The organism is Lacticaseibacillus zeae DSM 20178 = KCTC 3804 (assembly GCF_000260435.1).
GTDB classification, from domain to species: Bacteria; Bacillota; Bacilli; order Lactobacillales; family Lactobacillaceae; genus Lacticaseibacillus; species Lacticaseibacillus zeae.
Genome location: NZ_BACQ01000033.1, coordinates 41094 through 54567 on the forward strand (window position 1 = coordinate 41094; position 13474 = coordinate 54567).

The 13474-nt window shown below is 49.3% G+C and carries 14 protein-coding genes; 10 read left to right on the forward strand and 4 right to left on the reverse strand.

Translation table 11 applies throughout. The features are described 5' to 3' along the window. Positions 1–5: 5 nt before the first annotated feature. From GSO_RS07490 to GSO_RS15740, 9 genes are all read left to right on the forward strand, one after another. A complete protein-coding gene (locus GSO_RS07490; protein ID WP_010490713.1) occupies positions 6–506 on the forward strand; it encodes a PTS sugar transporter subunit IIB in 501 nt (166 codons plus the stop codon). A gap of 80 nt (positions 507–586) precedes the next feature. Next, a complete protein-coding gene (locus tag GSO_RS07495) occupies positions 587–1396 on the forward strand; it encodes a PTS mannose/fructose/sorbose/N-acetylgalactosamine transporter subunit IIC (protein WP_010490716.1) in 810 nt (269 codons plus the stop codon). Further along, positions 1386–2201, forward strand: coding sequence for a PTS system mannose/fructose/sorbose family transporter subunit IID (locus GSO_RS07500; protein WP_010490717.1), 816 nt, complete (start codon positions 1386–1388; stop codon positions 2199–2201). The genes GSO_RS07495 and GSO_RS07500 overlap by 11 nt, the downstream gene beginning before the upstream one ends. A gap of 84 nt (positions 2202–2285) precedes the next feature. Next, a complete protein-coding gene (locus GSO_RS07505) occupies positions 2286–2756 on the forward strand; it encodes a PTS sugar transporter subunit IIA (protein WP_010490718.1) in 471 nt (156 codons plus the stop codon). Continuing rightward, positions 2756–3106, forward strand: a complete 351-nt coding sequence (gene yajC, locus GSO_RS07510; protein ID WP_010490719.1) for a preprotein translocase subunit YajC — start codon at positions 2756–2758, stop codon at positions 3104–3106. Before GSO_RS07505 ends, yajC begins: the two co-directional genes overlap by 1 nt. Then, positions 3042–4970 (forward strand): heparinase II/III family protein, encoded by a 1929-nt coding sequence (locus tag GSO_RS07515; protein WP_010490720.1) that lies wholly within the window; start codon positions 3042–3044, stop codon positions 4968–4970. Before yajC ends, GSO_RS07515 begins: the two co-directional genes overlap by 65 nt. 2 nt (positions 4971–4972) lie before the next feature. Beyond that, a complete protein-coding gene (locus GSO_RS07520) occupies positions 4973–5968 on the forward strand; it encodes a hypothetical protein (RefSeq protein ID WP_010490721.1) in 996 nt (331 codons plus the stop codon). A 14-nt stretch (positions 5969–5982) separates the two neighbouring features. After that, complete coding sequence (locus GSO_RS07525; protein WP_010490722.1) at positions 5983–8262, forward strand: right-handed parallel beta-helix repeat-containing protein; 2280 nt, start codon at positions 5983–5985, stop codon at positions 8260–8262. Between the two features lie 181 nt (positions 8263–8443). Then, positions 8444–8563, forward strand: coding sequence for a putative holin-like toxin (locus tag GSO_RS15740; protein WP_010490723.1), 120 nt, complete (start codon positions 8444–8446; stop codon positions 8561–8563). Between the two features lie 578 nt (positions 8564–9141). Here the strand turns inward: GSO_RS15740 and GSO_RS07535 are convergent. From GSO_RS07535 to GSO_RS07555, 4 genes are all read right to left on the reverse strand, one after another. Further along, positions 9142–10821, reverse strand: a complete 1680-nt coding sequence (locus GSO_RS07535) for a glycoside hydrolase family 13 protein (protein WP_010490724.1) — start codon at positions 10819–10821, stop codon at positions 9142–9144. Positions 10822–11278: 457 nt separating this feature from the next. Beyond that, positions 11279–12085: a manganese catalase gene (locus GSO_RS07545; protein WP_010490725.1), complete on the reverse strand. Its 807-nt coding sequence runs from the start codon at positions 12083–12085 to the stop codon at positions 11279–11281. A 369-nt stretch (positions 12086–12454) separates the two neighbouring features. Next, entirely contained in the window at positions 12455–12757 is a 303-nt protein-coding gene (locus tag GSO_RS07550) for a type II toxin-antitoxin system YafQ family toxin (protein ID WP_010490726.1), read from the reverse strand. Then, the gene (locus GSO_RS07555; protein WP_010490728.1) at positions 12750–13019 is read right to left on the reverse strand and encodes a type II toxin-antitoxin system RelB/DinJ family antitoxin; all 270 of its coding nucleotides are present in this window, start codon (positions 13017–13019) and stop codon (positions 12750–12752) included. Before GSO_RS07555 ends, GSO_RS07550 begins: the two co-directional genes overlap by 8 nt. Positions 13020–13186: 167 nt before the next feature. Here GSO_RS07555 and GSO_RS07560 point away from each other — a divergent pair, with 167 nt between their 5' ends. After that, positions 13187–13462, forward strand: a complete 276-nt coding sequence (locus tag GSO_RS07560) for a type II toxin-antitoxin system RelB/DinJ family antitoxin (RefSeq protein WP_010490731.1) — start codon at positions 13187–13189, stop codon at positions 13460–13462. The last annotated feature ends 12 nt before the right edge of the window (positions 13463–13474 follow it).

Consider the following 13474-nt stretch of genomic DNA (forward strand, 5'->3'; position numbering starts at 1 on the left):
TTAAAATGACGGAACCAAATATTAAGGCAGTACGTCTGGATGAGCGGTTGATTCATGGACAAGGACGATTGTGGATTTCCAACCTTGGCGTCAACTTGGTGATTGTTGCCAACGATGAGGTTGCGAAAAGCCATATTCAACAACAGCTGATGTCCTCGTTAATGCCGGAGTCGGTGGGGATTCGTTTCTTTTCACTGCAAGAGACGATCGATAAAATTTTCAAGGCTTCACCGCGACAGACGATTTTCATCATTGTGAAAACGGCGCAGGATGCGTTGACGTTGGCGGAAGGCGGCGTGCCAATCAAGGAACTGAATGTGGGCAATATTCACATGAAGGAAGGCAAAACGCGGCTGACGAACTTTATTGCGGTGGATGCTGACGACCTGCACGCTTTGAAGACGTTGCATGAGAAGTATCACGTGGATCTGAACACGCGCACGACGCCACTGGGTAACGATGTCGGGTCGGATTTTGATCTGAATGATTATGTTGCTAAGCACTAACTGACACTAACGATAACGCGTTCGCCGGCGCAGAAGTTTGCGTGTAAGCACGCCGGTTCACGCTCAAAGGGGAGAAAAGCATGACCTATTCTATAGTTCAAGCGCTCTTGGTGGGTCTCTGGGCGGCATTTTGTTTTGCCGGTCAACAATGGGGCATTTATACCAACCGGGCATTATTTATTTCATTTGGTATCGGTTTGATTTTGGGCGATTTACAAACGGCAGTTGTCTTTGGGGCAACGGCTGAACTGGCCTTCATGGGCTTTGGTGTTGGTCCTGGTGGTTCGACACCACCAAATCCGTTGGGGCCAGGTGTGGTTGGCACGATCATGGCGATTTCGATTTCAGGGTTGAAGCCAGCTGCAGCATTGTCGCTATCTTATCCGTTTGCGATTTTGATTCCATTCGTTATTACCTTCATTTTCTCCGTGAACGCCAATAACCTGGCGTGGTCACGAAAAGCGATCGAAGAAGGTAAGTATCGGCGGTTCCATTTCCTGGCGAATACAACCTTGCTAGGGTTCATCTTGTTTGCCTTTTGCTTCGGTTTTGCCGCAACTTTGAGCACTTCGGCGTTGAAAGTGTTCGTTCAGGCGATTCCGCAATGGCTGATCAATGGCTTGACCGTTGCCGGCGGATTGCTGCCAGCAGTCGGGTTCGCGTTGATCATGAGCACGATGGTCAAGAAGGAATACATCCCGGCACTGATTCTGGGTTACGTCTGCGTTGCCTATCTGAAGATGCCGGTCATCGGGTTAGCTTTTGCCGGTGCCGTACTGGCGTTCAACAATTACTACAATGGTCGCCGTGCCGATAAGAAGGATCACGGCACCAACGGCAATGATGACGGCAGTAACCAGGATGAAGGGGGTATTGAAGATGGCATCTAGTCGCAAACCGGTTTTAACCAAAAAAGATTATCTAAACTCCATTCTCCGTTCGTATGTTCTGCAAAATGCCCAAAACTACGGCACCATGCAGGGAACCGGGATGGCTAACAGCATCATGCCGCAGCTGCGGAAAATTTATAAAGACGATGACGCGGAATTTAAACGGGTCACAACGTCTAACTTGGAATTTTATAATACGAATCCGCAACCTTATCCGTTTGTAACCAGCATCATGCTGGCGATGTATGACAGTGGCCAGGATGAAGACGATGTCCGAGCGATCAAGTTTGCGTTGATGGGACCTTTAGCCGGAATTGGCGATGCCCTTTCGCAATTCGGGTTGGCACCGTTGTTCAGTTCGATTTTTGCCTCCTTGGCACTTCAAGGGATGACTTGGGCACCGATTCCATTCATTCTCTGCTTGTTCGGGATCACATTCGGCGTCCGGATGCTGATGGGGTACTTAGGCTGGAAAGTCGGCACGAGCATCATCGATACGTTGTCGGACCGGATGGCAGCGATTGCCGATGTTGCCAGTATGCTGGGCTTGACTGTGATCGCCGGGCTGTCGGTTTCCTTTGTGAAAGTCAACCTGGCATGGCAGTACACGCAGGTCATTAAAGGCAAAACCCAAGTCGTCGCGATTCAGACGATTCTGGATAAAATCATGCCGTACATGCTGCCGATTGCGCTCACGTATTTTGTTTATTGGCTGATCACCAAGAAAAAATGGACCATTTACAAGATTGTTATTTTGCTTTTTGTCGCCGGGGTACTGTTATCAGTGCTGGGGATCTTAAAGTAAACAGATGATGAATTCGGCCGTCGCAAACTTTTGGCGACGGCTGTTTTAGAAATGAGCATGGCAAAAAATGGAGGATTTGAACACATGAATTATGCAATGGCAGTTGTTGGGCACGGCCGCTATCCAGAAGGGGTATTGTCCGCCTTGAAGTTATTGATCGGAACCACAGACGGCATGACCGCGTTTAACCTGGACGAAACCACGACCCACGAGCAATTCGAGCAGCGATTAAAAAACTTTCTCGATGAAAATGATCACGCTTTGGTCTTTGCTGACATGACCGGTGGTGCGCCACATCAAATCGTTGCGCGGTTAATGCTGGAACAAAATCGTCCGCATCAGTACATTATTTCCAGCGCACCATTGAACTTGATTTTGGATCTGTATGCCAAAAACATGGGCGGCTTTGACGATGCCAGCGTTGATGAAACACTCCGGCATACTGTTACCTTGTCAAAAGACTTGATTGAAATTTTACCAGACAGAATGAAGACCAACTCTGATGAAGTACCGGTGCCGGATATTAAGCACGATGATGAAGGAGATGGCATCTGATGACAATATGGCAAATTGCATTGATTGTTCTGTTAGTCATCGTGTGTGCACTGTACTTGGTCGCAATTCCGTTGGCTAAGCGGTCGGCGATGCGCAAACAGGCCAAGATGGTTGATCAGATGCACGCGAACCTGAAACCCGGCGATCAGATTGTTTTGATTGATGGGATTGTCGGCAAAATCAAACATTTGAATCAGGAAGACGTTCAAGTTGAAATTGCGGCGAATACCGTGATTACGGTTAAACGGATGGGGATTGCTGGGGTTGTGAAGGAGGCGGCGACAGGTGACAGAAACGAATTGGACCACGTACATTCAGCAGTTGAGTCAGCAACAGCATCTCACGGATGATGCCCGTAAAAATGCTGACCGATTATTAAAGAACCAATTTTTATTTGATAGCCCCTATGCGATGGAGCCGACGCAAGTGAGTTACACCATGAATCCGATCACGTGGCAGCAGACGCCAAATGGGGATCCAGAATGGCTTTATATGTTGAAACGCCAAGAGTATTTGCTGGATCTTTTGGAAGCTTATTACGAAACCGGTCGCGGTGACTATCAAGCTAAAATGAAAGCTTTACTGTTTAGTTGGATTGATGAAAATCTGACAGTGCCGGCGACATGGCGGACGATTGACACTGGCATTCGCTTGCTGAATTGGACGGCCGTTGTTGCGAACTTGCTGGAAGATCATCAGTTAAGCCGGGAAGAGCAAGCCCGTATTGAAGAGGCGGTCAATGTTCAGGCGGCGTACTTGCAGCAGAACTATACGGAAAAGTTTGATATCAGTAACTGGGGCGTGTTAATCACCACGGGTATCTTGGTTTACGCAACGCGCTTTCCCAAAGTTTTGCCGCCAGCGATTGTCCAGTGGGCACAGCAAAAGTTTGAGACCGAACTGGATTTGCAGGTTGATGCGCAAGGGATGCAGTGGGAGCAGTCGCCCCTGTATCTACTTGAAGTTTGGCGAAGCACGCTGGCTGTGATTGCCGCACAACAGCAGGCCGGGTTGGCGGTGGCGCCGGTTGTGCTGACAAAAGCCAGTGCCATGCAGCGGATGATTACGCGGTATGTGAAGCCGGATCTGTTGCTGTTACAACAAGGCGATACTGACGCGGTTCGGATCGATAGTCTGTACAATGCGTCAGCGGCTATTTTGCAGCAATCGTCGCCGCTGCAACAACGGTTAGCGCCGATTGTTGATTTCGGACTTTTGGAACTCGCCCATCAGCGGTGGCAGTTGCCGGCCAAAACTGAAACACCGCTGCCGAAAGAATTCGCCGCACCTACTAGTGGTAATTACTTCTGGCGCTCCGATTGGGGCCAACATGCGGATTATTGGCATGCCTTTAATGGTGATTTAGGCAGCGGCCATGGGCATGCCGCGCTGGGACATGTGGATTTGACGATCGGCGGTCAGGATGTCTTAGTTGATCCGGGCCGTTACACCTACGTTGATGGCACTGAGCGGCGGCAGCTCAAGTCGGTGGCCGCGCATAATACGGTGATGCTTGATCATCGCCCGTTTAGTTTGCCGAACGATTCGTGGAAGTATCGGTATGTTGCGACGCCATTGAATCATTCGCTAGTGGATTTTGCCGGTGGTCAGGTGGTTAAGTTAACATTTCTTGATCAATCGCAGGCAGTGCCAGCGGTGATCACACGCCTGTTGATTAGCTTAAGTCAGGAACGGCTGTGGCTGATTGTTGATATGATTCATCATCCCGGCCAGCATTCCCTCAAGCGTTTTTGGCAAGTTTCGCCACGGTTAAGCGTGACGCAGCACGACACTGGGTATCAATTAGGCGACGTAGCGAATTTTGCGATGAGTGATGATCAGGTTTGGGCCAGTCAGCAATTATTTTCACCACGGTACAACACGCTCGAACATTTGACGCGACTGGAAAGTGAAACGATGTTTACCGACTTCACGGTGCAGGCAGCGGTTTTGTCGCCGCGACAACAGCCGGTGACCATCACGCCGATCGCGGCACAGCAGTCCGGTGATCGCGATGCCGTGGTGCCGGAACGGTTGGCGACTGGGTTCCGGGTAGATTTGGACAACGAGCGTAACTTTTTAGTAACGTTGCAGCCGGAAAACACGATCGTCGGCCGCAAGCTTTACTGGTTCGACGGGACCGAAGCCTATGGTGGTTTGAACATTTTCGAACGGCAGGGGCAGCAGGTAGCACAACATTTTCAGGTGTTTTAGCGATGAAAAAGATGAAAGCGAAGCGATGGAAGTGGGTGCCGCTTTTTCTACTCAGCATCCTTGCCAGCTTAATCGGTGGCTGCGATGTGCTTAAACCAGCCGACGCGCTATCCGTTGCAGGCACATCGATGTCGGCAAAAGTTTACCGCCTCTTTTTGCAGAATGAAAAAGCGCTGACGGTCAATCGTTATGTGACAAAATATCACGCTAAGTACAACGCACAATTTTGGCAAACCAAGTACGGACGCCAGACGCCGCAGCAAGCTGCTCAAGTGCAAGCGATGAATAAAATGAAGCAGTTTGTGATTGAGGATCAGGCGTTGGTGAAGGCCAAGCTGCTGACGAAACCGCTGGCGGAGTTTGATGCCTTGAAGAAGACGCAAGGCACCGGTGCCGATTTGACGGGGATGGCCGCGGCGCAGAAACAGCATCGCGAGTTGATACTCAAATTGCAGGCGCAATACGTCAAGGCGCATCGCAAGTCGGTGACGAGTCAACAGCAGGTCACTTTTTATCGGCAGAATAAAAGTAAGTACTGGGCGCGGCCTGATCTGATTCATTATGAGACGCTGACTTTTGAACGCGGGAAGATCAGCAACCTTAGTGAGTTCACGGATTTGATTCAGCGATTTAATGGGCAGCAAACCGATCTGGCTAGTGTGCAAAAAGCATTTGTTGCCACAGGTTTTCACGGCCAGCTTGGGCAAAATGACTCGTTGCATGATGCTGACCAATACTATGGTGCCTATTTACGGGCAACCAACGATCAGACCGGTCATGTCGGGCAGATTTTTGCGGCGTGGTTGTCGGATCAAAAAATGAGTTTGGTGCGGGTCACAGCATCAGCAAAGGGTGGATTTATTCCTTTTTCTGATGTGAAAGAAGATGTAACGGCTAAGATTTTGCAAGCGCAACTGGCGAAGACGTTAGAAAAGCGAGCTAAACAAGCCGAGGTGCAAGGTGATCCGGCGCAGCTTGCTAAGGAAACCTTTGCCTGAAATGGAGGGACATCATGAAACGATGGCGGGTGACACAAGGAAAAGTTTGGGTATTTTTGCTGGCGTTGCTGGGGTTGGCGGTGATGATCAACGGGCAGGCGCCGCAACGTTCGTTAGCTGCCGGGCCGCGAACATTTTATGTGGCCAACAACGGCAGTGACAGTCATGACGGGCTATCTGCCGATCAGCCGTGGCAATCGCTGGAGAAGGTCGCGGCGACGAAGTTTCAACCGGGCGACCGCATTCTTTTTGATGCCAATAGTGTTTGGAATGGCCAGCTGATCCTGGATGGCGCCAAGAACGGTGACGGCACTAGCACAGCGCCGATTACCATTGGCAGTTACAATCAAGGCGGCACAGGCAAAAAGGCGATTATCAATGGCTTAGGGACAACAGCCAACAAAAATCCCTATCACGAGCGTAAGTTGAGCAATCTCAATTTAATGACCGGAACCGTTGAACTGTGGAATGCGAATCACTGGACGATTTCTGACTTGGAGGTGACGAATACTGCAGGTGATGGGAATCGGCAAGGGATGCGGATTGGCATTTTGGTCGCGTCAGACATTCAGACCGCATATCCAAGTGGGAACGATGCCGCGGCGGTTCAGCAAAAGCTGGCGATTTTTAAAGCATCGCACCGCACGGGGATCACAATTACCAATAACAACGTGCACAACGTCGATGGCGCTTATCAAAGTGACCTGATTCCCGATCAGACGGGGAAATTGGTGGCGGCCGGTAAAAATTCCGGGGGTATTGTTATTGTCGGCAATACCGATGCGACCGCAACGCATAATGTAATCACGGACGTTGCTAATGAGGGCCTGCGTAACGATGCCAACGCCTCGGTTTTGCCCGGCGGTTGGGATCAATACTCTTTTCAGGCCAGCGCCAAAACCATTTTTAGACATAATTACATTCGTAACAGTGCCGGTGACGGGATCGTCATTAGTTCCAGTGAAAATGGCACCGCCGAGTATAATACGGTGCAGGCCGCCAACAGTATGCCGAACTCCAAAAACGCAGCCGGTGCCAGCAAAAACTTTGCCGGATTGTGGTTCATGGGCGGGGAATACAATTTAGCCCAGTATAATGAAGTGTTTGACATTCCCAACCATTACCTCGATGGTGCGGCGTTTGATTTTGACGGGTTTGCATCCAAAGGGGTCTATCAGTACAATTACTCCCACGACAATTCTGGCGGGTTCACGCTATTTATGGGCGACCACCAAACGGACAATGTTTTCCGCTATAACCTCAGTGTGAACGATGTGAAGGACGTACCATCGCCTGCGTTGAATCATCTGATTTTCGTGGTTTCAGGTAAGGCTGATGGCATCGATGGTTTCCCGCTGTTCAACAACAACACGTTCATTGTCGGCAAAGCCGTGAAGAACCTGATGATTTCCAACAACGGCCAGACGGGAATTCGGTTTGTTAATAATCTGGTTTACGCACCGAGTGGCAATGTGCCGCGCTTTGTGGTGAACCAAAATGGCACGAAACGCCCGGTCTTTACCGAAGGGCGCTTGGATCACAACTTGTTTTACCCACAGGCGCTGATGGATGAGAGCCATGCCGGAACCGTTGATGTGAGTGGCAATATTTTTGCTGATCCGCAGTTGGTAGATGCTGGGGCTAAGCCAAGTGGACTGATTCAGCAGGCGGATGGCACGTTTGATCGCACTGGGTTGGCAGCTTTTGTTCCACAAGCCAAGTCGCCGGCTGCCAACGCCGGGGTCAATGTCGATGAACTGACGCCAGCAGCAGTGAAGGAGAAGTTCCCGATCAGTCAAGACTTTGCCGGCAAGCTGATCAATTTTCAACATCCGACGATCGGCGCCTTTGAAGCAGCAGAGGCAGTTCCGGTGGTGCAAAAAGATGATTTAAAAACGCTAATTGATCGGGCACTTGATACTAAGAAGACCGATCGCTATTCGTTGGCAAGCGTGGCCAAAAAGCAGGCGTTCGATCAGGCGTTACAGGAAGCTCAGTGGATTTTAGCCGATTCGCAGGCCAACCAGTCGGCTGTTGATCAGGCAGAAAAAGCATTGCAAGCGGCCTTTGATCAGCTTGACGGTCACCAAGCTGCAGAAACTTCGTCAGCGTCTCAAGAAGTGCCTTCTGTGCAGAAAACGGACGATGATAAAAAGTCGAAGCAAGATCGCGAAGACCAGTCGTTACCACAAGCTGGCGACTTGATCTTTAAGAGCCTACCGATCATTGGTGGCGTGATCCTCATGAGCGTCGTGATCGGCGGCCTGTATTTTAAGCATGTTAGAGAAAAGTAAAACCGCAAAATTGCGGTGAATAAAAAACGCCTGTAACCATTGCGGCTGTAGGCGTTTTTGCGATTCATATGATATGATGGTTGCAACAGAGAAGTTAATATGGCGGTTTGGCAAATCCAACGTATTGTGAGGTGGTCGCCTATGTGCGATGATCAAAATCTATACGGAAGGAGGTGCCCTATTGTCCGTTGCTGACGCATTAATGCTGATGCTGACCTTTGCTATGTTTACACTAGCACTGGCTGCATTCATCATTGATGTTGTGAAAGCAATTTTAGGCAATCAAAAAGACCGTCAATAGATTTCTGGTCCGAAGTCTGACGGTCCTTTGACTGTTTTTACTTTAATGCCAGCTGTCTGAAACAACTAACTCTGCCAGAGGAGGAGTGCTGGGCCTAACCAGTGCTCCTCTTCGTGGTTTATTGTAGCATGAAAGACAATCTTGCTACAACAGTCTTGTCCATGTGACTACACTTTTGCCGCTTGCGTGTTCGTAGTCGCTGAAATCTACGTGTAAGAACCTCAAACGTAAATGGCCAAGGCCTCACTTCCTGGAAATTGTGCTATTGAGGGCTTTACTTCCGCTCTCCATAACGCGTTCGCACAAAAAACCCGCTGTCTCAGCAAACAGCGGGTTTTGTTATGTATTGGCCGACCGGCTGGGAAACCGATCGGCGATTTCTACTTTGGAGGAGTAAAAATGAAAAAGTTGGGTTGGGGTTTGTAGGAATGAGTGGGTGGCTCATTTCTATGTTGTTAATACTACCGAGCAGTTGTGACGAAATTGTGACGTTGTTATGTTGTTTATGTTATTCATGTTGGGTGAAAGCGTGACGTTATGTGAGACAGCTTGTCGCGCCTGTGCTTTCGCCTTTAAGATCACCTTTTGCCCAGATATGCCTTAACTTCATAAGGTCGCAGCGTGTCACCGGCGTCATCGGCATAATTGCTAATCAGCACCTGGGAAGCTTGCGGCTGGCGGTCGGTGATGTTCCGCGTGAGTGTCTGGTCAGTGAAGTTGCTGACAACCAACAATTCCTGATCAGCGGCGTGACGCTGATACATATAGACCTCGGCGTCATCCGGATCGAGTAAGGTGTAGTCGCCATAAACGATCAAACTCGGATACTGTTTGCGCAGGCGGTTGAGTTTTTGATAAAAGAAGAAGACCGAGTCTGGATCGGCTAAGGCCGCAGCGGCATTGATTGTGGTGTGATTCGAATTGACCGCCAGCCACCGGGTGCCGCGGGTGAACCCGGCCTGATTTTCCGCCGTCCATTGCATCGGTGTACGAGCATTATCCCGCGAACGGCGGTGGATTCTTTTCAGCATATCGTCCGGCGTCAAAGCATGTTGCTGGTCAACCAACTCGTGCCAGGCATTCAATGTGTCAAGATCGCGATAATCGTGAATGGATGGAAAAGCAACATTGGTCATGCCGAGCTCTTCACCTTGATAAATGTAAGGGGTGCCTTCGAGAAAACGCAATGTGGCGGCGAGCATTTTGGCGGACCGAACCCGAAAAGCCGGGCGGTCATCGCCGAAGCGGGAAACGGCGCGGGCTTGATCGTGATTGTCCCAGTAGAGGCTATTCCAGGCTTTCCCATGCAAGGCGGTTTGCCAATCAGACAAGACGCGCTTGAGGTCAGTCAACTTTGGCCGATGCAGCGACCACTTACCGAATTGTGGATCATTATCGAGGCCGACATGTTTGAATTGGAAGACCATCTCCAGTTCATGGCGGTCAAATCCGGTGTACTTGAGCGCTAGTGAAGGTGTGACACCGGGCGCTTCGCCAACTGTCATGAGGTCATACTTGCTCAGCACCTTTTGATTCATCGCCCGCAAATAATCGTGCACGTGCGGACCGTTGGCAATCAAGCCCAATGAATTGCCGTTGGGCTGTTCAAAGAGGTGCGGATCGTCTTCAAATTTGTCAGGTTTGGAGATCAGATTAATGACGTCCATCCGAAAACCATCAATGCCTTGTTGGCACCACCACGTCATCATATTGAACACGGCGTCACGTACAGCCGGATTTTGCCAGTTGAGGTCCGGTTGTTTGACGGCGAAGAGATGGAGATAATACTGGCCAACTTCCGGTACATAAGTCCATGCTGATCCGCCAAAATCCGCGCGCCAATTGGTTGGGGCATGCCCATCAACCGGATCACGCCAGATGTACCAGTCGTGGTGGGGATCCGTGCGGCTTTGTTTGGCCGCTTGAAACCAGGGGTGTTCGTCGGACGTGTGGTTGACAACCAAGTCCATCATAATTTTCAAGTCGCGCGCATGGGCTTCTTTCAACAACCGCTTAAAGTCAGCCATCGTCCCAAACTCAGGCATGATTTGCTGGTAATCCGCAATGTCATAACCATTATCGGCATTGGGTGATTTGTAAATTGGGTTGAGCCAGATGACATCGGCACCGAGTTGCTTGATGTAGTCCAGATGTTGAATGATTCCCGGTAAATCGCCGACGCCATCGCCATTGCTATCCTGAAAACTACGCGGATACACCTGATAAACCACTGCTTCCTGCCACCAACTTTTATGCATGTAAGAGTACCTCCTGAGCGTGAGCGTGAAACGGCGCGGTTAGAAGTCGGAGTGTAAGTGGCCTCAGGCGTGATGGCCCGTTCTTGGCCATTGCGCCTGAGGTCCTTACACGCAGACTTCTGCGCCGTTGAACGCGTTAATATGTCTTCAATCTCAGTATAAGGGTTTCATCCACCAACGCAGGTAAAAATGGTGTAAAACCGGTTTACTCTAGGTAGTTGCGGTGCATAATCGAAATCTTTTCAAAAAAAATCCGGCAAGCAACTGGTTAAAACCAGTCCTTGCCGGAACGTTACTTTGCTAATTGAGGGGGCATGTGGCGGGGCGTGACTTGACCGGGCTGAAACAAGCAGATAAAACAGTCGGCACCGTCTTAATCACAAGTCTGCGCAGTTTGCATACTAGCAGGTTTTTGTTTCAGCCACCGATCTTAGTGTTTAAGGAGCGCTTGATCTGATTATCCTTGATCGTTATGAAGATGCGGATCGGCCGGTTTGAATGTCGGCACACCGCCCATGGCTTCAGGATCTTCCTGGTAGGTGAACTTTTCGCCGTCTTTGGCGACTTGACCTTCAAAGGCCCGCGAGCCGTCACCGTCTGAGAAGTTCATCAGCACATGGGAGAATTTGGTGTGTTCGATGTCTTTCATGTCACCTGGTACGACGACACCGTACTTGTCCTCCAGCTCTTCCTGTGCCTTCATAAATTGCAGCTGATGTTGGGTTTCGCGTGCCAAAAGGAACTTGAGCATGTCGCGGATCCCTTCATCGCGGGTCATGTAATACAGTCGGCTAACTTGCAGGCGGGCTTCGGATTCACGGACAACGTTGAAACGCATATCCGCTACCAAGTTACCGCTAGAAGTGGCGTAACCCGCATTCCACGCAGCACCATTGGGGTTGTTCAAACTAGCGGTCATCCCATGCACAATGGCGTGCTCAGGATCCATGCCACCCATGACCGCAGCCAATGCGGGATCAGACTTGTACGCATCGGCTTCCGCATAAATCGGGGCGCCTTCCAGCAGCCGCGCGATCATTGTCGAAATCATTTCGACGTGGGCGATTTCTTCGGTACCGGTATCCAGCAGCAGATCTTTATACTTTTCACTGCCGGTGGACGACCAACCTTGCGACAGGTACGACATCATCCCTGTCACTTCGCCCCACTGGCCGCCAAGTGATTCCTGCAGCCGGCGCGCCATCAATGGATCCGGACGATCTGGTTTCGCGTTGTATTGCAACTTTCGAGTGTGCTTAAACATGAAATACCCTCTTTCTTGAAAGACCAAGGCAAATGTGAAAAATGTTTTGCACGACATGACGCGCATGCGATTTTTCATTGCCAAGATGACAGTTGCGTTCAAAAGAAAGCGAAAATTTCCCCGCCACATCATGCACAACGTTTACGCCATTAACATTGTACACAATTAAATATACCGTGTCATATTATGATGTCAATAAGGAAATTATTCATGAATAGCTGAAAAAAGCCGATGAACCTTGTCAATTCGGCTTCGGTTTGAAAAGGTTAAAAATATCTAAGGAAGCTAGATAGACGAGAAAAGGCGAAGACATTTTTTGTCTTCGCCTTGCATGTTGGTGTCAAAGTTTGTCAGAAAGTTTGATTACCGTTACCTCCCCAAAAGGTCCTTGTGCGATCCAGTCCTGACTAGGGTTAGCAAAAGATTTTGCTGTTCGACTTTATAGATGAGCAGCCAGTCGCCCTTGGGCCCGTTTACATGTAACTCTCTATATCCTCTCCAATCACTACTTGAAGATAATGCGTGATCTGCGTATCTTGAACGCAATGTTTCTGCGTTTGTTCCCGTAACAAGAAGATTAATGGCAGTTTTGAGATCATCTAACGGCCAATGTTTCTTAGCTAGCCGTTTAACGTCGCGCTTAAAGGTTGGCGTAGGCGTTAAGCTATACATCTAAGTCCTCCCACATGTCATCGGGGGTGCGATACTTCTTTAGTTTGTCGGAGTGCTTTGCTTCCTTAAGTGCTTGCAGAGTTTCGACTGGTAAACTGGTTGGTGTAAATGGTAATGCGTGATCTTTGACCATTTTGACAATGAACATGTTGACAGCAGCAGACAAATCAATTCCCATATCGCTTGCAACATCTTGCGCGGCTTCTTTTAATTCGGGATCAATGCGAATGTTTAATCGAGTTTCCTTTTTTGTAGTCGCCATTGACAAAGACTCCTTTCTAACTGGTAAACGTATTGTATCATGGACATTTCCCAATGTAAACACGATGGGATTTTTGCTCGAAGGTTCAAACAAAGATTAGAATTATATAGACAATGTAAGCGGTTTGTTAGTACAATTTGATATCAATCTAAATTGAGGTGAGTTTAATGACCATGAAAAATAAGACAACGTTAACGATCCGAGTAGATCGCAAAACTAAAGCCGATGCCAGGATGGTGCTTAGCGAAATGGGGATGGACATGTCAACAGCCATCAATGTTTTTTTGAAGCAAGTCATCACTGATAAGGGTTTGCCATTCACGCCATCAGCTCTGAGTCCGCTTGATAAAGCAACCAAACAAGCAGAAGCTGATCTAGCGGCAGGACGTGTGCATCACTATAGCAACTTTGACGACTATCAGGAAGGGATGGATCGTTTATAAAGATCGCACTGC